The organism is Acidiferrobacter sp. SPIII_3 (assembly GCF_003184265.1).
In the GTDB taxonomy this organism is placed as follows: domain Bacteria; phylum Pseudomonadota; class Gammaproteobacteria; order Acidiferrobacterales; family Acidiferrobacteraceae; genus Acidiferrobacter.
On sequence record NZ_CP027663.1, the window covers coordinates 2,559,653 to 2,579,415 of the forward strand.

Consider the following 19,763-nt stretch of genomic DNA (forward strand, 5'->3'; position numbering starts at 1 on the left):
CCCGTCGGGCCTTGTAGTATACAATGATTTAATGTCGAACGCCTGGAAACAATGGGATTTCTCGGGGGCTGGGCTCCAGTCGCTCAATCTCGAACTCGTCAAGCGCCTGCGCAAGCCTGGCGTGGCCTTCAGCCTGTGGGCTGGTTTTGCGCTCGGCCTCCATGCGTTTTATCTCCATGAACGGCCGCGCGCGCTCGGCTATCTGGCGGCGAGCCTCCTGATCGCGATCGCCGCGATCCTCTGGCCGTGGCCGATCGCAGCCGGGCTCGGCGCCCTGGATGTGGCTGTGGCGCTCGCCGACCTCGCGACCCTCGAACGGCGCCTGACCGCCTATAACAAGGCCTTGCGTCTGGCCCTGTCGCTGCGCAAGGAGGCCGCGCCCCCACCGGACTTTCGCGGCCGCTACACCGATCAGGACGCGGACATACACGACTACATGGCTGTCAAGGAGCAGGAACGCGCCGGCCATTCGACCAAACCGATACCCGCCGGCACGAGTCCGGGCGCGAGCAAATCCTTCCAGGAACAAGAGGCGGCCCTGCGCGCCCACATCAAGGGCCGCAAGTCCGTCAAAACCCCTCGATCTTAAGGCGCAGATCGTTGGCGCTCGAGGCATACTGAAGTGCGATGGCCGGCGCGATGCGCTTGGCCTTGACGAGCGCGAGCAGGCAGGCATCGAAGGCCAGCATGCCATCCTGCACGCTCCCGCGCTTCAGGACCTCCGGCAGATCCTTGATGCGCGCCGGGTCGGCGATCAGTTCCCGCGCCAACGCCGAGATCGTCAAGACCTCGCAGGCCACCGCCCGCCCCTGCCCATCAGCCCGCGGTAGCAGGCGCTGACTTACCACGGCCCGCAGATTCTGGGCGACCTTCACGCGCACCCCGGCCTGGGCCTCGGCGGGAAACGCCGTGATGAGGCGATTGACGGCCTCGGCGGCCGCCGGGGCATGGGCCGTGGCGAGCACGAAATGGCCGGTCTCCGCCGCCTGGAGGGCGGTCTCTATGGTCTCGATATCGCGCATCTCCCCGAGCAGGATCACGTCCGGGTCCTCACGGAGCGCGGCGCGCATGGCCTCGTGGAAGGTCGGGGCATCGACCCCGATCTCGCGCTGGGTGATGAGCGATTTCTGTTCGGCGAACAAGAATTCGATAGGGTCTTCGATCGTCAGCACATGCTTGGTCTGGGTCAGATTGACCTCGTTGACGAGCGCGGCCAGTGTCGTGGTCTTGCCGGAACCGCTGGCCCCGGTGACCAGTACGAGGCCGCGCTCCAGCTGCGTCAACTTCGCGACCATCTCCGGCAAGCCGAGGCTCGTAAGCGGCGGCACCACGCTGTGGATGACACGCAACACTAGGGCGACAGTACCGCGTTGCCGAAATATGTTGGCACGTACTCGCCCTATCCCCTTGAATCCGCGGGACAGATCGACCTGATGCTCGCGCGCGAAGACGGCCCGTTGCCGGGTGTCCATCATGGCCTCACCGATCTCCGCGACACGCTCCACCGTCAACCGTGGCCGGTCGTCAAGCGCGCGCAACACACCGTCGACGCGCAATATCGGATGATTGCGGGCACGCAGATGCACGTCCGAGGCCCCGTAGCGGGTAGCCTCGACCAAGACTTGGCTTAACCACTCGAGCGGCTCGCTCGGCGCGGCGGCAACCGGGTTCTCCATATAGCACCTCATTGTAGCAGGGGTGCAGGAAATGCAAGCGGATGAGACGGTTGCGACCGGCCCGTCCACCATCAAGACCCGTTCGACCGCATCCTTGTCGCGCAGGCGCTGCTCGAACCCATGCGGCTCATAACCCACAATCCGCTCGTCGCGCGCTACAGCGACACCATCATAAGCATCTGACCGCGCGATTGCGTAACCAACACCCAGGCATTATGAACCGGACCTCATCCCTGGAACAAAATCTCGCGATGCTCAAGTAAATTATCTTCCGGGTTGATCAAGCGGCGAGATTCCCGGACACCAGTTGACACACGCTGCCCTGCCAACGCCCTGACCCTCCTTATGCTGATGGTAACGCTACGGGCCTTCAGAGCGTCCGGCGGGAAGGGCTGCGGGGATGGAATTTCAGCGAACGGGCAAGCTACCCGCCGATCAGCGCCATGGCTTTGGCCCGAGCCTCGGCCAACTCGGCTGGAGAGACCCGGCCCTTGCGGTTGGCCTTGCGCGCAACCCAGTCGAGGCTTTTGACTTGGTCGGCCAAGGCCGCGCTCGGGCGAGCGCCGGCAATCATCACCTCGAACGGATAGCCTTTGATCGGCGTCGTCATGGGGCAGCAGACCATCAATCCCGTCTTGCCGTTGTAGGTCGCCAGGCTTAGGACAAGCGCGGGCCGCCGGCCGGCCTGCTCATGACCGGCTTGCGGATCGAAGTGTAACCTAACCACACCACCTCACCGGCCTCGGGCACGTAACGGCGCGCCATCACAACATCTCTTTGCCAACCACCTCACCAAAGCCCACTTCGCCATGTACATTATCGGGCTTTATACCATTCAGTAATTGCCCGAGATCGTAGCTGCCCATACGCACAGGCTCTATGATGACCCGCCCCCCGTCTTCCCGTATATCGACGGTATCATCCAATTGCAGGCTCGCAGCCTCCATAATGGCCGTCGGAATGCGCACGGAGGCACTGTTACCCCATTTCTTCACGATGGTCCGCATGGTGGTACCCATTGTATCTTCAATGTCGATACTATACCGAAGTGCACACCAGAATGAATGACAACGACGGTTCAGCGCGGGTCGTACCAGGCCCCGCGACCACGGCCGTGCTGATCAAGCGTGCCGCGTTCTACCAGCGCCCGGAAATGCTGCTCGAGCGTGTTGCGGCGGGCGCCGGTCAGTTTGATGGCCGCACCGATAGTCACGCAACCCTGCTCGCGGGCAAACTCGACGATTTATGAACGGCTCCCGCCACGCCTAGACGGCTATACGAATCCCGCTGAGCCGACGGCCGGCACGCACGCGCGCCAGCGTTGACTCTCAACGGCTTTTTGACCATCGCCCACGGACAGCTTTGCAAGAGCCCTGTGGTCCGGGTCGGGAGTTCGATCACCGCGCCACCAGCACTGGCAACCTTGCCGACGCCAATGACTCATAAAATGTCCTGGGGCCCGGCGCAGACGCTTTTCCCAAAGGTCCGCCGAAAGGCTTTATAGCGCAATGGCCCGGCCATGACGGTGTCGCCCCATGGTCACCACCCGGTTGGCCGGCATGCCGTGCTCCGTGCGGCGGTAGGCCACAAACCTGCGATGCCATTCCTTGAGGCGGGCGCGCAGCTGCTGGGAGCCTTGGGTCTGGACCCAGCGCAGGCGCTGGCCAGGGCCGGTTTCTTGACATCGGTGCAAAGGGAGGCGCCCTGTTCTTGACCCCCGGGGCGCAACGCCTTCGATTATCGAGAAGCCTCCCACGGGTTCAGAAGCGGCACACCGGTGGCCTCGAAGTCGACAAGATTACGGGTCACGATCGCCATGCCATGGGTCAGTGCGGTCGCCGCGATCAAGGCGTCGCGCTCAGCGCATGGGTCGGGTATGTGCAGGCGCGCGCACCATTGCGCAACCGCCGTATCAACCGGAAGAATCCGGCCATTGAATTCTGGCAAAACGCGCGTACCAAGCCATGCGCGCATGACCGCGCCTTGTCGAGGGTCTTTGCGTTCAAGTTGCAAAATACCGATTTCCAGCTCAAGGATGGTGATGGCCGATAGGTACAGGCGGCCTGCGTCGACACTGTCCGCCCACCGTTCCACATGGGGGTCGGCCTTCCCGGAGCGGATCTTGCGTAGCTCGGACACCACGTTGGTGTCGAGGACAAACATCAGGAAAAATCAGCCGGCCGGATGCCGACGCGGGCGCGGGGCGGATCAAACTCAATATCGGCGAGACCGGGCGTCGCCAATGCGTCGGCGATCTTACGACACCCACTCGTGATGCGCTGATAGTCCTCGATGCTGAGTAACACGTGGGCGGGCTTGCCCCGGTCAGTAATGAAGACCGGCCCCTCTAAGGCCGCTTTCTTGGCGCGGCTGGTGTCCTGATTGAACTCCCGACTGGAAACGGTGGTAATCGCCATGGGCGGCCCTCCTGTTTGCCTAGACACATCACTTATGTATAAACGTTACTACATCTCTCTCATTTCGTCAATAGGGCCGATTTTTGGCTCCCGTCACGGCTCAGGGAACGGCCTGGAGGCCGCCACGGCGCAATTTGGCGGGGACATAGAATGAGCGAGGGGCGGACATCGCCAGTCCTTGCTACCATGGAACAGGTCTGCCGGCATGCACAGGCCCACGGCGAATCCCGCCTCACAGGCGAGAAATCAATGCTCCGCGCGATGGTAGAGCGCCATATAGGCGGAATGGCTCAAGAGCGGCGTACGCGCGACTGCCAACACGTCCTCGAGATGTGCAGGGGTGCTAAGACCCACGAGGGTCGTGCCAAGCCCCGGCGTCGAGCGGTTGAATTGCAGGGCGCGCCGGGCATCATTGGCAAGGCCGGGCATGGCCTGCACGAGGATGTCGACCGACTGCCGGGCGAGATGCCCTTTGAACAACCCATGACTTGCCACGGTATAGAGGTTGAGCGCCAAGGCCGCTTGCAGGGTCGAGGCCTCGCCCCCCTCGCCAGTGATCTGGTTGAAGCGCGCGAAACCCTCCAGCATGACGGCGTTGAATGGCAATTCGATCACCGCGAAGTGATGGTCGCGCTCCGACCCCGTCACGGCCTTTGCCGCCTTCCCGGCGAGCGCCATGAGCGAGGCCAGCGACAGGAACGAGGCATCGTCGGTGGCCACGCGAAACGCCTGAAAGCTCGACACCCCGTAGTGGGCGATGGCGCCGTCGCGCACCGCCTCCTCAAGTGTCACGAACACCGTGGCGAGCTTATTGATCAAGGCCGCCTTGCCCGACACCGGGATGTGCACCTCCGGCTGATCCACGAGAAACGCATCCAGGGTCTCGACTCCCAGGGCCACGCGACTCTGTTCGATCTGGGCACGGATATGACCGGGACTCAAGACGTGCGCCCCGGCACAATCCTCACGCCGACCAAGCCCCTTGGCGATGATCTCGGCCTCTATATAGGCCTTGGGATCGGCCGGCGTTTCTCCGGGAAAGGTCACGAATCCGCCCTTGGACATGAGCCACAGGGCCTCGCGCTTCACGCCACCGTCCCATGCCCGGCGCAGACCCGCGGCGATGGCCGTAAGTGACCGACCATAACGATAATGGGCGGCGGTGTCGATGACATTCAGACCACTCGCGAGCCCCTTGTGAATGATATCCGCGATCGCCCGATCGGTGGCATCGTCGGCGGCCCCCGGAAAGGTCCCGAGGCCGATGGCGCTCAGCTTCACGCGCCCCTGAAAATCGCTGTAGTGGCCGGGATCGAGATCGCGGGCCTGGCTGTAGGCGCGCGTCGCCTCGGCGGTTGCGATCCCGGGGATGAGGCGCGCGGCGCGCCGGCCTAGGAGGCCCATAGACGCCTCTTCAGGGCCGGGTGACTGGAAAGCGCGGCGATGAGTTCGTGAATCACCGGGCGTACCGGCCGCTCCTCGCCGTATTCCAGGCGGTTGCGAAACAGGTTCTCATAATACGGTTCGTCTTCGTCCTCATCCCAGCCGACGGCCCGCAACGCCTGGCGGGCGGCCTCCGGGAGCGCCTCCGGAAGCGCGCGTCCCGACAGCAGCCCCCACACCCCGGTCCAGGCCCGCGCCAACAGCAAGGGGTGATAACCCCCGCCCCCGGTGGCGAGTACCGGCAATCCGGTGGCCACCACCCGCGCGACGATGCCCAGAAAACCGGCGGTCGACAACCGGAACCGGCCCAAGGGATCCCCGAACAGCGCATCGGTTCCGGTCTGCAAGACGATGGCGTCCGGCCGGAAGCGCTCCACGACCGGTTGCCATATGCCCGCGAAGACCTCGCGGTATTCCCGGTCATGTGTCTCGCGGGGCAGCGGGCAATTGAGGGCAAGGCCCAAGGCCTTGGGTCCCCCCTGGTCCTGGAGATGCCCGCCCTTGAAGGGATAGGCATAGGAGGTATCCATGTGCAGCGAGACCGTCATGACCGAGGCGTCATCCCAGAAGGCCTGCTCGACCCCGTCACCGTGATGGGCGTCGATATCGAGATACAAGACCCGCAGGCCCTCGGCGCGCAGCCTTAGGATCGCAAGCACGACATCATTGAAATAACAAAAGCCGCGCGCCGCGTCGGGAACCGCGTGATGCATGCCCCCGGCCGGACTGAAGGCATGACATCCCGCAAGGACCGCCTCGGCGGCCTGCAGGCTGCCACCGGTGGCAAGGGCCGGGGTGTAAAACACACCCGGAAAGTAAGGGTTTTCGATGGTCCCCAATTCGTGGCGGGCGCGATCCTCAGGGCGCACCCTCCCAAAGGCCTCGGCGCGCTTCAAGGCATTCACATAGTCGCGGGTATGAAAGCGGGTCAACTCGCCCACGCTCGCCGGGCGCGAGCGCACGAACTCGGAGGGCTCGAGCGCCTCATAGGCGGTGATCACATCGTAGGTCAAAGATACGCGCGGGATGGCGAGCGGATGGTTATGACCGTAGCTCGGACGACGGTAATGGGGGCCACCCACGAATACCGCGCGGCGCATGGTCCCCATCTCCATCCCGGTCATGCCTCTTCGAGCCCGTATTCCTTGATGGCGCGCGTGCGCATATAGAGATAAATGTGCCGAAGGGTGCGCACCGTCATCGCCAGCGGGTGGGGCGGCAACGCATCCTCGCGCCCGCCGGCCAGGCAGTTGCGGTAATACACGAGCTCGCGCAGGTTGTCGCGCACGGCGTTCAGCGATGGGTCCCCCTTGACGAAGACCTTGAAGACCTCGAGGGGATCGGCCTGCTCATCCAGGCCCGAAACCGGATGACCGGCGGTCTGCGCAAACACCAGCATCAAGCGATTGACGAGACAGAGCGCGCGCTCCACGGCAGGCGCAAGCTCCACGCACCCCTCGCGCAGGGCCCCCTCCAGGACGCCGATCTCACCATCCACTTCGCGCATCGTGGTCTCAAGTGCCGAGACTGTCATGCCGCGCTAGACCTCCCGTCTCACATTCCGTAGAATCCGCCCATCTTATCACACCGCCCCCATGACGGGCGGCGTCCGGGAGGCCCATGAAAAAGCTCGTGAAGCTCGTGCGTCTGAATAACCTCATCTACAACACCAATCGCGACCCCCAGGTCTATCGTCGCGTCCCCAAGAAGCCGTTCCGCATTCAGGCCCTGCTCGAAGGCGAGGGGCGCGTCCGCGCGCAGGTCGTGGTCGACGGGGAGACCCAGGCACGCTGTGATCAGCAAATCACCCTACCCAACACCTTTACCTGCGAGGTTGCCTTCGACACCGCCGGTAGCCGAGTGGCCACGCTGATCGTCGAAAAGGGCGGCGAGTCCTTCCGGCAAGACCTGCGGCTCGACGTCATGGAGCACGCCTGGATCGGCTGAGCTACCAGGCATACTGGGCGAGGAATTGCGGTAAAACGGTCACGATCTCCTCGCGCGTGTAAAAGCGGTCGGCTCGTGACATCCGCATCTCGTCTTGGATATCGGCGTCCCCGCCGAAACACAATACGGCGATCTGCAAGAGGTACTCCATCCGCAAGGTCCTGATCACGTCGATCGGATCAAAGACCTCGACCTCGTCGAGATCGAGCAGCAGGAAGCGGTAGAGCAGGATCTCGTTCCAATCGCCGGCCTCATCCAGCGAGGTGATCGCCACCATCTCCCAGTCGCTGGGGACCTGGGCCTGCAACCGCTCGCGCACAGCGACATCGGTGGTCATGAGCAGGAACCGGCGCTTGAGGCGCGCGGCGATCGTGGGGGTCGCCATCGGCTAGCCGCCCGCCTCGTCCTCGTCCGTCCCGGGCGTATAGAACTTCCCGAAATAGAAATCGCGGCGGTTCAGATCCTCATAGAGCGCGGCGCGCTCGCGCACCCCCTGCTCGACGATCTCGGCCATGAACGTCGCCTGCTCGCCATCGAGGATGAAGATACGGCCGACCAAGTCCTCATCGACGTCCACGATACGCGCGCTCAAGCCATCCGGGTAATCGATATAGAGAAGGTACGACCGGGTCTCCGGGTCCTCGGGATCGAGGGGCATCAGTGTGACCTTGCCAAGCCACGCAAGGCGTGCGGCCTGATTGAACTGGCGGATCTCGAGCTTCTTGCCCCGGCGGTACTTGTTGAGCTCGTTTTTGATCTGGCCTACGTCGGTAACCTTGATGGACTTCATGCGTACCCCCGCCAAAGCCCTTATTGTATGTCCGGGCGCCAAGACAAGAAAGGCGGCAGGCATACCACCTGCCGCCCTGATGCATCGCGAGAAAGCCTCAACCTTTGCGGCCCGCGACCTCTTTCATCACCTTGCGGATCGCACCTGGGGCACTCATGATATTCATGAAGCCGTGCGAGCCCATCATCGACGTATCGGGGAAATTGACGGCGATACGGTAGCGGGGACGCAGGGCGATGACCCGCCGCCCAACGACCATCATCTCATAAGGGAGATAGGCATAGCCGCGGTAGCGATGGACATCGATGATATGGAGGATATGGTGATCGCCACCCTTGCCGCTCTTGATCCCAAAGCCAAAGACCGTGGTCGGTTTGGGTGTCCCCGGGACATTCACCTCATAAACGAACGACGACGTCGCCACATGCTTCATGAGGTTCGCGCGGATCGTGTTCACCGCTGCCGCGTGGTTCGGGAACCGGCGCACATGGTCGACGTTATTGAAATACGGCATGAAGAGCGCGTAATGATAATTGCCGGGCTTCAACTCATCGCGCGTGAGTCCACGCCGCGACCCGAATGGGGTCTTGGCCCCCAGCGCCGTCTTTAAAGCCATCTCGGTCTTGGGCAAGGGGCGCAGGCCATAGGCGACCGCCAGATAATCCGGGTTCACGTACGACACCTGCCACTTGCCATGCACCTTCGTGATCGATACCCGTTCGACGGCGCCGAAGCCGCCGTTCTTGGCGTGCGCGGCGGCGTTCAGCATCTCCGGATAGGTGGCGCACACGATGGTCGTGCGCCGAAACGGCACATACTGGCCGACGACATGAAAACCATCTGCCATCAGGGCCTTGCGCGTGGCCGCCACGACCTGTGTCATGGCCTCCGAACCCGCGGCCGTATGGCCGAGAATGAAAGGTTTATAGCGTGTATGCGCTACGGCCACGGTACTGACCGTAAGCCCCGCCGCCAAGCAACATCCCAGCCACTGTCTTTTCTCCATGAATCACCCCTGTTCTCCGAGCTCTTAAGAGAAAAAGGGGGCGCGAGGCCCCCCATATTCACATGGTGTGAATGACAAGCGCTCTTATTGTTAGAACTTCCATCCCCAGTTCGCCTCGAGCTGGTACTCGTGCATCTCGATCTTGATCGGCGCACCCCCAAAAGCACCGGGGGCATTGCCGTAGAGGGCCTGCGGCAGGCCGTACATGGCGGCTACGCTCACATCCTGATGACGCGCGGTCCGCACTGTCACACCGGCCGTGACATGACGCTGGATGACGCCCGGGGCGAGGATGTTCAGCAGGAGCTGGTTCTGTTGAATTGGCTGGTTGTTGTAGGCGAAGCCGACGCGCCATGTGGTATTGCGGGTCGCCCGGTACTGATAGCCGATCTTGTAGACGTCGATGTCCTGCCAACCAAAGCCCGAGCCATTGGTCGAACCGAACGGGCCAGACACCAGATTCGGGGCGCCCGGAGCACCCGTGATGGTGGTCGGATCGCCGATTGCCGGCACGTCCCCGTAGAAAATACGCTGGAAATCGAAGGCGATTACCTGCCGGTTGGTCGGCTGGAAGGCCAGACCCACGACACCATTGGCGGGGATGTCCATGCGACCCTGATTAGCAAAGAGACCAGAGTACTTGGAGAACTTCGACATCGTCATGCGCGGTGAGAAAGCAATACCGACATTCAAACCCGGGAAGACCCGGAACTGGCCACCCACCTTGACACCGACTCCGTCGGAAGTGGCCACGCCGTTGCCGGTCATGTTGTTGCTGCTCGCCGAGAAGCCCTCGAAATTGTTCAAGCCATCCGCACTGAAACGCTGATACGCATAGATCAAGCTCAAACCGACGGCGTCATGGCGCAGGAAGCGGCGGGCGTAGGTCAATTGCAGGAACATCTGTGTGAGATTCACACCAGTCTGCCCACTGTAGAAGGGCCCCGCATGATAGTTGGTGCTCATACCGCCGTTACCATACATCGCAACACCAACATAGTTGTTTCTGCTCAGCTTCTGGCTATAGCCGATGTGCGGGATGAGAAAGAAATTCGTGCTGCTACCGTAGCTGCCGGGCTTGGGATATGTGTGGCCATACATACCGCCAGCCGCATAGCCGCGGAAGGGCCAGAATCCGGCCACACCCAGATCCAGGCGGCTACCCACGAAGGCGATGCCGGCGGGGTTGGTGGCCTGGATCATGCTGTCTTGAGGAAGGGCGGCGCTGGCACCGGCCATGCCGTCGCTGATGGTGCTGTATCCGAGCTGGAAATAACCGGCGGTGGTCGCCAGGGCGGTAGCGGGTAGGGCTATGGCGGCCGCAACAGCCGAGGCCAGCGCCCACTTCTTAGTGCTCACCATGATGTCCTCCTATGGACATGAATCACGAAGGGCGGCAGGGTGTGCCGCATCGTTCGCGTCTTTGTGTTTTTTCTCGTTAGAATTGTTATGTAGGGAACTCCCGACGCAAACAGACGGGGCAATATTCCCTAAGCGTCCCCTTCCTGTCAATATGCAAGAGGGAGACGATAAGTGGCCTGTACCACCTCATCAAAGGGTCGTCATAAGCCAAACTTTCTGGAAGACTCCATACAACATTAGGAGACACTTATATGCGTCCTCGATCATCCCTGGCGCCGGCGCTACTCATCGCGGCCGCCAGCCTTGGTGTCGCCCACGCGTCGGGCTTTGCGATTGCGGAGCTCTCGATCACCGGACTAAGCGAGGCCGATGCCCTGGTGGCGAACACCAACAGTCTCGGTGCGCTGGCCTATAATCCCGCGGCCATGGCCTTTCACAAAGGAGGGTATGACCTCGGTCTTCAGGGGATCTACGACCATACGCAGGTGACACCGGCGGGCGGCACGGGGACTGTGGCCGCGACCACCCCGCACTGGCAAACGATGCCCAACCTGTTCTGGTCGGACAAGATCGCGCCACACATACGTTTCGGGTTTGGTATAAATGAACCTTATGGGCTGCAGATCGCATGGCCCGCGCAAACTTTTCCGACACTCGCCCAGGGGGCCGCGTCGAAGCTTGCCCCGACCTACACGCAACTGCGCCTCTTCGATGTCGCGCCGAGCCTCTCGTACCGCTTCGGTTCGGTGGCCGTGGACGCCGGGGCTGACTACTACGACGCGCATCGCACGGTGCTCGGGACGCCGGGCGCGACCGTAAGCGGCTCCGGCGATCAAGTCGGCGCGCATGTGGGGGCCTTGGGCCGCTGGGGTACGGTGGGCGTGGGCATCAATTACCGTTCGGCGGTCAATGTGCCACTCGACGGCACATTCAGCGAAGCTGGACAATCCTCCATCCCTGTCAACGCCACCCTGCATCTCCCCTGGCAGTTGGCAGTCGGCGTGAACGATGCGCTCAGCGCCAAGCTCGGGGTCGAGTTCGACTTCGACCGCACCGGCTGGAGCCGCTTTAGCAACATTGTCGTGAGCCCCGCCCCAGGGGCCGACGTTGGTGGCGCGGCTTTAGTCACGAGCACCTACGACTGGCAATCGTCGAATGCCTACCGCGTAGGCCTGCACTACGCCCTGAGCCGTCATGTGCGCCTGCGCGCCGGCTATGCCTATGACGTGACGGGCGCCACGAATAGCAACTTCTCGGCACGCATACCGGATGCCAACCGCCAGGAGTTCAGTTTCGGGGCGAGCCAGCGGCTGGGGGCCTGGAGCCTGAGCGCGGGCTATATGTACGTGCTCTTCAATACCCGCACCTACGCCTCGACCACGCCCTTTACGGGCGCGGACCCGAACGGCACCAGCGCCTACAACGGGACCTACAAGACCCGCGCCCAGCTCTTTGGCATCAGCATCAGCCGCCGGTTCTCCTGAAGGAGAGACCGTGGCCATCCGGGGCCGAAGCGGTGATCGCTCCGGCCCCGCTCCCTACAAGGTCCCGATATCCTCGCCCGCCATCTGGCGCTTGACGATCTCGACGTCGCGGCGGTTCAAGGCAAAAGGGAAGGAGCGGATATCGGACGGACTGGAGTCGCCGTAGGGGCGATTGCAGGCCGAGATCTCCTCGTCATCCTTGCCCGGACATCCGGAGGTCTGAAAGGGCTTGCCCGAGGCGATGAGCTCGGCAAGATCCGCCTCAGTCATCCCGAAATCCACCACCCGGCCTTCGGCATCGAAGCGCATGTCGCGGATATGGCCGCCGGCGTAATCGATGATGAAACGCGCCAACTGCACGCGCCGCCACTGATCCTTGGGCACCGGTGCCCAATCTTCCATGAGCGAACCGCGCTCCGGGAAGAACGCGAACATGTGGTTGTGTCCGCCCATGTCGGTGATCTTCTGGGCCACCTCGAGCATCTCCTGCTCGGTCTCGCCCATGCCGCAGATGAGATGCGCGCCGAACTTCTCGGGCCCGAAGACCTCGGCGGCCCACTCCAGGGCCTGCCAGTACTTGGCCCACTTGTGCGGGCTGTCCACCGCCTTGCCGCGCGTCCGATCAAAGATCTCGGGGGTCACGGCATCGAGGGCGATGGTAAAGATATCGGCACCGGCATCGCGCAGCGCCACGAGGTCGGCCTTCTCCATGGTCGTGGGGTTGGACAGGATCGACACCGGGACATGGGGCACAGCCGCGGTCCAGCGCTTCAGCAAGGTCATGGTGTCCTGATCGGACTCGGGGTGCGTGATCATGGAGATGCACATACGCTGGAACTGCGCCTTGTCACTGCCCGCCTGCATGCGCTCTATGACCTCGTCATAGCGCACCGCCGGCCAGTCCACGCGGATGAAATTCCGATCGGCATAGTCGCGGGCCTCCTCGCGATGACGCGCGAGCCCGCAGTAGGCGCAATTGGCCCGGCAGCCTTCCGAGTAGGTCACGAGGAGATTCAGGCAATGCGTGCAACCGGTCCTGTGCATCTGGCCAGGAACGAGACCGAGGGTGATGGCAGCGGCCGTCGACATCTGCACATACTCCGGCGAGCGCATGTCTGGGGTTTTCACATGATAGTTCGGGCGGTAGAAGGTGATCGGCGTCACGGAGTCGGCGGTAGCGCTCATGGTGGGTCTCCTCAGCAGAACTTAACGTACGAAGTATTCACGAAACGCGATCCAGCCGCGCTTGTGGGTCTCGTCCAAATGGGCCGCCGGCGTATGCCAGCGCTCCATCAACCATTCCCGGCGCGCCACGGCGCGCGCCAGGCTCTCGGCAAACTCGTCTTGCATGTCCGCCGCATATTCGTCCAATGTCGTACCGCTGGCCAGAAACTCGGCCGCCGCCAGCCCCGCGCGCTCGCCCGACACCACCGCGCTGGCGATGCCGGCCCCGGTGATGGGATGGGTGAGGCCCGCGGCATCGCCCACGAACAAGATGTCGTCATGCACCAGGGGGGTACGTAGTCCACCGACCGGGATGCTGCCGCCGGTACGCCCCAAGACCTCCGCGCCCACGACCTCATCACGCATGAGTGTTGCGTGCAACCGTTCGAGCGGCGCCTTCAGGTCCCCCGCCAGGCGTCGATCCGCCCCAAGCCCGACATTGGCCACCGGACCGCGCGGGAACAGCCAGCCATAACCGCCGGGAAATTCATCGGAAAGCCAGATATCCGTGTCGTCATAAGGACGCTGCAGCGGCACCTGGTATTGACGCGTCTCCACGGTCTTCAGCGGCGCAAGCCCCACGCAGCGCGCAACCGTCGAATGCGGGCCGTCGGCTGCGATCAGGACCTTGTAATGGGCATGCTCGATGTGGCCCTCGGGGCCCCGCAGGACGGCCGCGCGCTGACCGTGCTCGAGCCCTTTTAGCGCGGTCTGGATACGCAACATCGCCCCAGCCTTGGATGCCTCGGCCGCCAACGCCTGATCGAACCTCGCGCGGTCGACCATGAGCCCCGGAAAATCCGAATGCTCGCAGGCCCCGGAGGGCAGCACGCTGCGCATGCCCGCAATCCTTTGCACGAGCGCCGGCTTGGCGTAGCGCCCCATGGTGAGCGGCACGAACTCCGCGCACTGCACGGGCTCGCCGATCGTGCGGCGCTTGTCGATGGCCAGCACCGAGAGGCCGGCGCGCGCCGCGACCGCCGCCGCCGACGCCCCGCCAGGCCCGAGCCCTATGACCAGGACATCAAACGCCGACGCGTTCATGACCTTGGGGCTCAAGCGATCTCAAGGCCTCATGCAACACCGCCTTGAGGTCCTCAGGCGTCAACAACAACATCTCGATCGCGCGGTTTTTAAAGAACGCGTCCACCGTCTCATCGACCCGCTCCAGCGCCAGGTCGCGCAGGGCGGCCTCGAGATCGACGATCGCGCGCCGCGGATTGATAAAGAAGTCCCCGGTGATGAAGACCTGCTTTAGGCGCTCGCGCGCCGTATCCACCGTCGCCATCACCCGCACCAGTCCGCCTGCGGTCTTGCGCATGGCGCTTGCGGTCGCCACCTCGATCCTGGGCCTGTCGGTCTCGAAGATCCAGTCGTCGCCGGCCATCTCGACCTGGTAGCGCTCATACAGATCGCGCTCGACGGCGCTCAGATCCTCGGCCTCGAGGGTCACGCCCAGGCCTTGCGCGAACGCCCGCGTCAATGTCGCCTGCACCGTTGCCACCGATGGCGTATCATCCGAAAGCCAGGCCCGCAAGGTCGTTATCCGCTCCCGCGCCGAGGCAATGGCCTTGTCGGAAAGCTTTTCCTGGGGTATGCGCAACACCCGCAGCATACGCTCGACGTCGAAATCGATCAGCACCGTCCCCTGATAGAGCAAGGCATTGCCATCGAAGGCCCCGCCGGTCCCGCCGATCTTGCGGCCCGCCACCTCGATGTCATTGCGCGGGCGGAACGCGGCATCCACGCCCAGGGACCGCAACCCCTCGACCGCGATACCGCACACCTGGCGCGCAATCGCGAGCATGTCGCCGGTGGCGAATGTGCGCCGGTCCACGAAAAGCTCCCAGCCGATCTGCCCCTGATCGCAGTAAAGCGCCCCGCCACCGGTTATGCGCCGCGAGATCGCAATACCTTCCCGGCGGCAGTAATCGATATCCAGTTCCTGGGAGACACTCTGATGGAAGCCGATGAGCGCCGACGGCTCGAAGCGCAAAAAACGCAAAGTATTGGGGGCGCCCGCCTGACAGGACTCCAGCAGCGCCCGATCCAGCGCCATGTTCTCGGCCGCCGACCTCATGCCGGTATCGATAAGGCGCCAGGCGCGGCTCATGTCCCGCAGCAACCCGACCGTTCTTCGCCGCCTACCACCTTGATCTCGCCGAATACCGACTGGCGCTTGCGCGCCGCGCGCCGTTCACGCTCATGCCGGACGATCTCGTCAAGATCGATCTCGAGCCCCGAATCCGATCCGCTCATCGCCATGACCTCGTCGCCTACCGCGATCGAGCAGCACGCCGGCGTGACACGTACCGGCCGATCCAGACGCGCGGCGAGTTCCACCATGCCGTCGCTCGGATGCGCCATACCATCCACCCCGGCCATGACCGCGTAGGCGTCGATCAGGCTCTTCACGGATCCCGCCGGTCGCGCACACCCCAGCAGCAACGGCACATCCGGCAAGACCATGCGCGCATCCCCGAAAAACTGCCCCACCTCATGGGGGTCGGGCGTCGCGAACGGCCGCAGTTCGCCGGCGTAAGTCGGCATGACCACCACCAATACCAAAGCCGAGGGCTTGTGCCGCGCCACGATCTCCAGCGCGTTCCATTCCCCAAGCAGCTGGCCATAATGCAGCCCGACCACGATGTGCGGCACGACCTTCATGGAGGTCGTCGTAAGCGCCTCCAGGGCCCGCTCGAAATCGTCAACCGCGCGCCGCAGATGGTACACCTGGGTAATCGTGTCCTGCGCACCGATCACATCCATCATGGCGGCGTCGATCCCGGCATCGGCCATGCGCCCGGCGATGGCGTCATCCACGAGCGCTGTGTGCATGGCGATACGAAAGTGCGGGAACTCGTCTTTGATGCGCCGGATGGTGGGATAGTAGCGGTCGTATTCGACCTCGTTGCGGTGGTTCGAGCCACCCGTCAACAGCATGCCCCCCGCGCCCTGCTCGACGATCCCGTTGACCGCGCGCCACAACTCCTCGGGGCTGCGCGCCGGGATCATGGGCTCCAGGATCTTGGCCTTGCAGTGGTCGCAGTTAAGCTTGCAGTCGCCGCCCGTGATCGAGATCGCGGGCCACGCACTGCGCCCGCAGTCCCGGATCTCGCTGCTCGCGTAGCTCTTGAATGTCGGCGTGTAGAAATGGATCCCCGGAAGCGCCCCCTCGGACGCCGCCAGGCGTTCCACAAGACCGCCATCGAACGCCAGATCTTCCAGCGGTTCGACTGCCTCGAGGATTTCCGACCAAGCGCTCATAAGGCCCCTTTGAAAACGCGAAAGGCGCGATCATCTCGCGCCTTCGGCCTTAACAGCCCTTGAAGCCTTCGCTGTCCATCTTTGCCTCGAAGGCCGATACCGCATCACCGCCCGTCTTCAAGGACTTGGACTCCCCGTCCCAATCGCTGGGCTTCATCTTCACCACCCAGCCCTCGCCGTAGGGATCCTTGTTGATAAGGCCCGGCTTGCTCGCGACGGCATCATTGATCGCCACCACCGATCCCGTGACCGGGGTCTTCACCGGCCCCACCCACTTGCCCGACTCGACGGTCGCGCAGGACTTATCCTTGGCGATGTCCTTGCCGGCCTTCTTCGGCGTGTAGGCCACGATCTCGCCTGCAAGCGAGCACGCATACGCCGTCAATCCAACGGTTACGGTGCCATCAGCTTCGCGTCGGGCCCATACGTTGTTATCGACGTTGTAACTCAAGTCTTCCGGAATATTACAGCCGCGTACTGAAGCCATTCAGCAAAGCCTCCCGTTTCGTCAGAAATAACCCCGCCATACATAATGCCGATGCGGAGCAGGTTTCAATCCCTAGTATGTCCGATCCCGGAAAACGCTAAAAAAACAGGACCTTGTCGCAGGACAATATCAAGTCAGCCAGCGTCCCACCACCGGAACACTCGTCGACCTCAGCGATAATATCCGCTTTCTCGTCGATTTTATAGCCCGGCAGGGCCGGCAGACACAGATGCAGCTTCACACCCGCCGCCTTGGCGTCACGTATGAAATCAATGACGCGCTTGCCGCCTTCCATGGCCGTCAAATTCTCGGCCACGCCCTTCTTCAGGAGATTTACACCCTCCATGGTGAAGAATATCCGCACATCAGCATCCATCGACGCCAGGATTGCGCCCAGGTAAAACGGCGTGGCGCAGCGGTGTGGTGTCGATGGACCGCTTGTCATGACGATAAGAACGGACTTTTCGTCGTTGTCGAGAAAATGGTCGTCGGCCATTACCGTACACCCCGCGTGCACTTGATGTCCTCGCGAGCGCAGCGTTCACCGTAACCACGCGCCGCTTTCTCGCCGGTAACGAGCGCCGCCAGGACCTCATCCACGGATGCCACCGGCCGCACGCGCGCGACCCATGCCTCGTAGGGCTCGACGTTCAGCAGGTTCGGGTCATCCAGCACCTCGCGGTTCCCCTCCTCGATCACGCAATCGAAGACGTTGGGAATAGGTCCCGCCCACTTGCCGCTCTCAATCGTCGCCACCGGCTTGCCGGCCGGACGCATGGTCCCCGGCCGGCGCACCCGCGCATGCAGGATCTTGCCGGCGATCGTCTGCGAGATATCGGTCATGCCGATCGTGATCGCGCCATTCTCCTCGCGCCTGAGCCAGATCTGGAATTCACGGTCGTAGTACAGCTCAGGACGAAACTCGCAGCCGTTATACTCCACCAGACCCCCGGTCCGTGTATGCTCTTTCCCAGTGACGTGAAGGCCGAGCCCTCGCGCCGCCTCAGGCTACGCCCTTCTCCTTCAAGAACCCCATGGAGTCACTGATGTTCTCGTGAATCCCCATCTTACGCGGCGACATCCCCATGGCAAGCCCCAGGAGTTGCGTAAAGTAGACGATCTTCACGTTGGTGGTGATTCCAAACTCCTTTTCGGCGCGCACCTGGTGCATCTCGAGCCCCGAGTGACAGGTCGGACATTCCGTCGCGATGATCTCGGCGCCGGCCTCCTCGGCGGCCTGCAGGATGTTCAGTACGAGCTGCGTCGAGGTATCGGAATCCGAGAGGGTATGGGCTCCGCCACAACACGCGGTCTTCAAAGGAAAGTCGACGTTCTCGGCGCCCGCCGCCGCCAGCAGATCGTCCATGAAATGGGGTTTGTAGCTCGACTCCGAGCCCGGCCCCTGATCCTTCTCGGGGAAGATCTGGCGCGGGCGCGTATACATGCAGCCGTAGTAGTTGGCGATCTTCAGACCCTTCAGGCTCTTCGACATCTTGGCCTTGATGCCCTCCGGTCCCAACTCCTCCATCAGCCACTCGAGCAGATGGACGGTGCGCACATCGCCCTTGTACACCGGGTCATCGGCCTTCTTGGCGAGATCTTGAACGGTCTTCAGGTGCTCTTCCGAGGTGGCCAGTTCGTACTCGGTCTTTTTCAGGTTGTGGTAGCAGCCGTTGCACGGGGCCATGACGGTGTCGTAACCCATCTGCTCGCTCGCGATGGCAAGATTACGCGCCGACATGTAGGTCTGAAGCATCGGGTGAATGTTCTTCACCTCCATCGCGCCGCAGCAGCTGTAATCCTCGAGGTTCTCCATCTTGAGGCCGAGCTTGTCGACCAGCACGCGCGTCGACTTGTCGTAGGGACCGCCGGAACCCTCGAGCGCGCAGCCGGGATAATAGGCAACTTTAGACATGGACTGCCTCCTTTGGCATGGCGCGCGTCTTGCGCGCGACCTCTTTCTGTTCGCGGACATATTCGCGCAGGACCTCACCGGTCCGGCCCCACGACTTCGTGCGCGGCTTGAACACAAGGTGCAGCCCCATGTGCGTGAGAAAGCCGAGCGGCAAATACTTGGTCATGCGCTTGCCGATCTCGATCAGCCACGGGGGCGTCAGGGACTGGTTGGTCTTGCGCAGGAAATTGATCAGGACGCGCGTATCCTCGATGCGGCCGGTCTCATACACCTGCCCCAGGAATTCGTCATCGAATATCGACGATCGACTCTCGGGCGTATGCCCCTCCTCCTCGAGCCAGTGGGCCAGCGCCTTCATCACCCCCTCGGGCTTCACATCCTTCGGGCAGATATTCGTGCACCGGTTGCACGACACGCAGGTCCAGATGATGTCCTTGTCCTTCAGGATGTCGTTCTTCAGACCCAGGTTGGTGAGATAGATCCAGTAGCGGGGATTGAAATCGGTGTTCTGTGCATACACCGTGCATGAATTCGTGCACGATCCGCACTGCCAGCAGCGATGCACGTTCTCGCCGCCCGAAAAGGTGCGGATCTGGCGCGCGAAATCCGTATCGTAGTCCGTCAGATACCGTGGCAACACCATCGTGTTCCAGTGCCCGGACACATCGACGCCGTCCAACACCAGGTTGTCGCTCGTCTGGAGCCGGTCCGCGTCGATGAGTGTCTTTTCGTGAATAGCCATGTC

At 62.8% G+C, this 19,763-nt stretch carries 24 protein-coding genes and 2 pseudogenes; 4 read left to right on the top strand and 22 right to left on the bottom strand.

The window, feature by feature from the left end; all coding sequences use genetic code 11:
• Positions 1-31 precede the first annotated feature (31 nt).
• Positions 32-589, top strand: a complete 558-nt coding sequence (locus tag C4901_RS12895) for a TM2 domain-containing protein (protein WP_110137677.1) — start codon at positions 32-34, stop codon at positions 587-589.
• Here the strand turns inward: C4901_RS12895 and C4901_RS12900 are convergent.
• On the bottom strand, positions 570-1,676 hold the full coding sequence (locus tag C4901_RS12900; protein WP_168185723.1) for a type IV pilus twitching motility protein PilT: 1,107 nt from the start codon (positions 1,674-1,676) through the stop codon (positions 570-572). The two genes, C4901_RS12895 and C4901_RS12900, sit on opposite strands and share 20 nt — an antisense overlap.
• A 60-nt stretch (positions 1,677-1,736) precedes the next feature.
• Between C4901_RS12900 and C4901_RS19530 the strand changes: the two are divergent.
• Positions 1,737-1,859 (top strand): annotated as a pseudogene (locus C4901_RS19530) (PIN domain nuclease); the annotation flags it as partial.
• Between the two features lie 241 nt (positions 1,860-2,100).
• On the opposite strand, the pseudogene mazF reads toward C4901_RS19530, so the two are convergent.
• The 8 genes and pseudogenes from mazF to C4901_RS12945 all read right to left on the bottom strand — a co-directional run bounded on the left by mazF (position 2,101) and on the right by C4901_RS12945 (position 7,070).
• A pseudogene (gene mazF / locus C4901_RS12910) lies at positions 2,101-2,441 on the bottom strand (endoribonuclease MazF).
• On the bottom strand, positions 2,441-2,683 hold the full coding sequence (locus C4901_RS12915) for an AbrB/MazE/SpoVT family DNA-binding domain-containing protein (RefSeq protein WP_110137679.1): 243 nt from the start codon (positions 2,681-2,683) through the stop codon (positions 2,441-2,443). Before C4901_RS12915 ends, mazF begins: the two are co-directional and overlap by 1 nt.
• Positions 2,684-2,754: 71 nt before the next feature.
• The gene (locus tag C4901_RS19535; RefSeq protein WP_370445925.1) at positions 2,755-2,889 is read right to left on the bottom strand and encodes a hypothetical protein; all 135 of its coding nucleotides are present in this window, start codon (positions 2,887-2,889) and stop codon (positions 2,755-2,757) included.
• Between the two features lie 524 nt (positions 2,890-3,413).
• On the bottom strand, positions 3,414-3,839 hold the full coding sequence (locus C4901_RS12925; RefSeq protein WP_110137681.1) for a type II toxin-antitoxin system VapC family toxin: 426 nt from the start codon (positions 3,837-3,839) through the stop codon (positions 3,414-3,416).
• Entirely contained in the window at positions 3,839-4,093 is a 255-nt protein-coding gene (locus C4901_RS12930) for a type II toxin-antitoxin system Phd/YefM family antitoxin (RefSeq protein ID WP_110137682.1), read from the bottom strand. The genes C4901_RS12925 and C4901_RS12930 overlap by 1 nt, the downstream gene beginning before the upstream one ends.
• A gap of 246 nt (positions 4,094-4,339) precedes the next feature.
• Positions 4,340-5,497: an aldo/keto reductase gene (locus tag C4901_RS12935; RefSeq protein ID WP_110137683.1), complete on the bottom strand. Its 1,158-nt coding sequence runs from the start codon at positions 5,495-5,497 to the stop codon at positions 4,340-4,342.
• Positions 5,485-6,660, bottom strand: a complete 1,176-nt coding sequence (locus tag C4901_RS12940; protein ID WP_205736007.1) for an acetoin utilization protein AcuC — start codon at positions 6,658-6,660, stop codon at positions 5,485-5,487. The genes C4901_RS12935 and C4901_RS12940 overlap by 13 nt, the downstream gene beginning before the upstream one ends.
• A complete protein-coding gene (locus tag C4901_RS12945) occupies positions 6,657-7,070 on the bottom strand; it encodes a hypothetical protein (RefSeq protein WP_110137684.1) in 414 nt (137 codons plus the stop codon). Before C4901_RS12945 ends, C4901_RS12940 begins: the two co-directional genes overlap by 4 nt.
• An 86-nt stretch (positions 7,071-7,156) precedes the next feature.
• Between C4901_RS12945 and C4901_RS12950 the strand changes: the two genes are divergently transcribed.
• On the top strand, positions 7,157-7,483 hold the full coding sequence (locus C4901_RS12950) for a hypothetical protein (protein WP_110137685.1): 327 nt from the start codon (positions 7,157-7,159) through the stop codon (positions 7,481-7,483).
• 1 nt (position 7,484) lies between these two features.
• Here C4901_RS12950 and C4901_RS12955 read toward each other — a convergent pair whose 3' ends face one another.
• The 4 genes from C4901_RS12955 to C4901_RS12970 form a co-directional block, all read right to left on the bottom strand.
• Positions 7,485-7,868 (bottom strand): hypothetical protein, encoded by a 384-nt coding sequence (locus tag C4901_RS12955; RefSeq protein ID WP_110137686.1) that lies wholly within the window; start codon positions 7,866-7,868, stop codon positions 7,485-7,487.
• A 3-nt stretch (positions 7,869-7,871) separates the two neighbouring features.
• Positions 7,872-8,273, bottom strand: coding sequence for a hypothetical protein (locus C4901_RS12960; protein ID WP_110137687.1), 402 nt, complete (start codon positions 8,271-8,273; stop codon positions 7,872-7,874).
• Between the two features lie 97 nt (positions 8,274-8,370).
• Complete coding sequence (locus C4901_RS12965) at positions 8,371-9,279, bottom strand: hypothetical protein (RefSeq protein ID WP_110137688.1); 909 nt, start codon at positions 9,277-9,279, stop codon at positions 8,371-8,373.
• 90 nt (positions 9,280-9,369) lie between these two features.
• Entirely contained in the window at positions 9,370-10,641 is a 1,272-nt protein-coding gene (locus C4901_RS12970) for an OmpP1/FadL family transporter (protein WP_110137689.1), read from the bottom strand.
• 251 nt (positions 10,642-10,892) lie between these two features.
• On the opposite strand from C4901_RS12970, the gene C4901_RS12975 reads away from it, so the two are divergent.
• Positions 10,893-12,125: an OmpP1/FadL family transporter gene (locus C4901_RS12975; protein ID WP_110137690.1), complete on the top strand. Its 1,233-nt coding sequence runs from the start codon at positions 10,893-10,895 to the stop codon at positions 12,123-12,125.
• A 54-nt stretch (positions 12,126-12,179) separates the two neighbouring features.
• Here the strand turns inward: C4901_RS12975 and C4901_RS12980 are convergent, their stop codons facing one another.
• From C4901_RS12980 to C4901_RS13020, 9 genes are all read right to left on the bottom strand, one after another.
• Positions 12,180-13,310: a radical SAM protein gene (locus tag C4901_RS12980; protein ID WP_110137691.1), complete on the bottom strand. Its 1,131-nt coding sequence runs from the start codon at positions 13,308-13,310 to the stop codon at positions 12,180-12,182.
• A 21-nt stretch (positions 13,311-13,331) separates the two neighbouring features.
• Entirely contained in the window at positions 13,332-14,393 is a 1,062-nt protein-coding gene (locus tag C4901_RS12985) for an NAD(P)/FAD-dependent oxidoreductase (protein ID WP_110137692.1), read from the bottom strand.
• Positions 14,374-15,462, bottom strand: a complete 1,089-nt coding sequence (locus tag C4901_RS12990; RefSeq protein WP_110138656.1) for a biotin/lipoate A/B protein ligase family protein — start codon at positions 15,460-15,462, stop codon at positions 14,374-14,376. Before C4901_RS12990 ends, C4901_RS12985 begins: the two co-directional genes overlap by 20 nt.
• Positions 15,459-16,616 carry a radical SAM protein gene (locus tag C4901_RS12995; protein ID WP_110137693.1) on the bottom strand — a complete coding sequence of 386 codons (1,158 nt, stop codon included), beginning with the start codon at positions 16,614-16,616 and terminating at the stop codon, positions 15,459-15,461. The genes C4901_RS12990 and C4901_RS12995 overlap by 4 nt, the downstream gene beginning before the upstream one ends.
• Positions 16,617-16,665: 49 nt before the next feature.
• Positions 16,666-17,103: a glycine cleavage system protein GcvH gene (gene gcvH, locus C4901_RS13000; RefSeq protein ID WP_110137694.1), complete on the bottom strand. Its 438-nt coding sequence runs from the start codon at positions 17,101-17,103 to the stop codon at positions 16,666-16,668.
• 97 nt (positions 17,104-17,200) lie between these two features.
• Entirely contained in the window at positions 17,201-17,599 is a 399-nt protein-coding gene (locus C4901_RS13005) for a DsrE family protein (RefSeq protein WP_065970987.1), read from the bottom strand.
• Entirely contained in the window at positions 17,599-18,045 is a 447-nt protein-coding gene (locus C4901_RS13010; protein WP_110137695.1) for a glycine cleavage system protein H, read from the bottom strand. Before C4901_RS13010 ends, C4901_RS13005 begins: the two co-directional genes overlap by 1 nt.
• A gap of 61 nt (positions 18,046-18,106) precedes the next feature.
• Entirely contained in the window at positions 18,107-19,018 is a 912-nt protein-coding gene (locus C4901_RS13015; RefSeq protein WP_110137696.1) for a CoB--CoM heterodisulfide reductase iron-sulfur subunit B family protein, read from the bottom strand.
• Positions 19,011-19,760, bottom strand: coding sequence for a 4Fe-4S dicluster domain-containing protein (locus C4901_RS13020; RefSeq protein ID WP_110137697.1), 750 nt, complete (start codon positions 19,758-19,760; stop codon positions 19,011-19,013). Before C4901_RS13020 ends, C4901_RS13015 begins: the two co-directional genes overlap by 8 nt.
• Positions 19,761-19,763 lie beyond the last annotated feature (3 nt).

What these genes read in the sequence shown, in the direction of transcription:
- C4901_RS12895 (WP_110137677.1), top strand. Translation starts at nt 32, where the DNA reads ATGTCGAACGCCTGGAAACAATGGGATTTCTCGGGGGCTGGGCTCCAG.
- C4901_RS12900 (WP_168185723.1), bottom strand. Translation starts at nt 1,676, where the DNA reads ATGGAGAACCCGGTTGCCGCCGCGCCGAGCGAGCCGCTCGAGTGGTTA.
- C4901_RS12915 (WP_110137679.1), bottom strand. Translation starts at nt 2,683, where the DNA reads ATGCGGACCATCGTGAAGAAATGGGGTAACAGTGCCTCCGTGCGCATT.
- C4901_RS12925 (WP_110137681.1), bottom strand. Translation starts at nt 3,839, where the DNA reads ATGTTTGTCCTCGACACCAACGTGGTGTCCGAGCTACGCAAGATCCGC.
- C4901_RS12930 (WP_110137682.1), bottom strand. Translation starts at nt 4,093, where the DNA reads ATGGCGATTACCACCGTTTCCAGTCGGGAGTTCAATCAGGACACCAGC.
- C4901_RS12935 (WP_110137683.1), bottom strand. Translation starts at nt 5,497, where the DNA reads ATGGGCCTCCTAGGCCGGCGCGCCGCGCGCCTCATCCCCGGGATCGCA.
- C4901_RS12940 (WP_205736007.1), bottom strand. Translation starts at nt 6,660, where the DNA reads ATGACCGGGATGGAGATGGGGACCATGCGCCGCGCGGTATTCGTGGGT.
- C4901_RS12945 (WP_110137684.1), bottom strand. Translation starts at nt 7,070, where the DNA reads ATGACAGTCTCGGCACTTGAGACCACGATGCGCGAAGTGGATGGTGAG.
- C4901_RS12950 (WP_110137685.1), top strand. Translation starts at nt 7,157, where the DNA reads ATGAAAAAGCTCGTGAAGCTCGTGCGTCTGAATAACCTCATCTACAAC.
- C4901_RS12955 (WP_110137686.1), bottom strand. Translation starts at nt 7,868, where the DNA reads ATGGCGACCCCCACGATCGCCGCGCGCCTCAAGCGCCGGTTCCTGCTC.
- C4901_RS12960 (WP_110137687.1), bottom strand. Translation starts at nt 8,273, where the DNA reads ATGAAGTCCATCAAGGTTACCGACGTAGGCCAGATCAAAAACGAGCTC.
- C4901_RS12965 (WP_110137688.1), bottom strand. Translation starts at nt 9,279, where the DNA reads ATGGAGAAAAGACAGTGGCTGGGATGTTGCTTGGCGGCGGGGCTTACG.
- C4901_RS12970 (WP_110137689.1), bottom strand. Translation starts at nt 10,641, where the DNA reads ATGGTGAGCACTAAGAAGTGGGCGCTGGCCTCGGCTGTTGCGGCCGCC.
- C4901_RS12975 (WP_110137690.1), top strand. Translation starts at nt 10,893, where the DNA reads ATGCGTCCTCGATCATCCCTGGCGCCGGCGCTACTCATCGCGGCCGCC.
- C4901_RS12980 (WP_110137691.1), bottom strand. Translation starts at nt 13,310, where the DNA reads ATGAGCGCTACCGCCGACTCCGTGACGCCGATCACCTTCTACCGCCCG.
- C4901_RS12985 (WP_110137692.1), bottom strand. Translation starts at nt 14,393, where the DNA reads ATGAACGCGTCGGCGTTTGATGTCCTGGTCATAGGGCTCGGGCCTGGC.
- C4901_RS12990 (WP_110138656.1), bottom strand. Translation starts at nt 15,462, where the DNA reads ATGAGCCGCGCCTGGCGCCTTATCGATACCGGCATGAGGTCGGCGGCC.
- C4901_RS12995 (WP_110137693.1), bottom strand. Translation starts at nt 16,616, where the DNA reads ATGAGCGCTTGGTCGGAAATCCTCGAGGCAGTCGAACCGCTGGAAGAT.
- gcvH (WP_110137694.1), bottom strand. Translation starts at nt 17,103, where the DNA reads ATGGCTTCAGTACGCGGCTGTAATATTCCGGAAGACTTGAGTTACAAC.
- C4901_RS13005 (WP_065970987.1), bottom strand. Translation starts at nt 17,599, where the DNA reads ATGGCCGACGACCATTTTCTCGACAACGACGAAAAGTCCGTTCTTATC.
- C4901_RS13015 (WP_110137696.1), bottom strand. Translation starts at nt 19,018, where the DNA reads ATGTCTAAAGTTGCCTATTATCCCGGCTGCGCGCTCGAGGGTTCCGGC.
- C4901_RS13020 (WP_110137697.1), bottom strand. Translation starts at nt 19,760, where the DNA reads ATGGCTATTCACGAAAAGACACTCATCGACGCGGACCGGCTCCAGACG.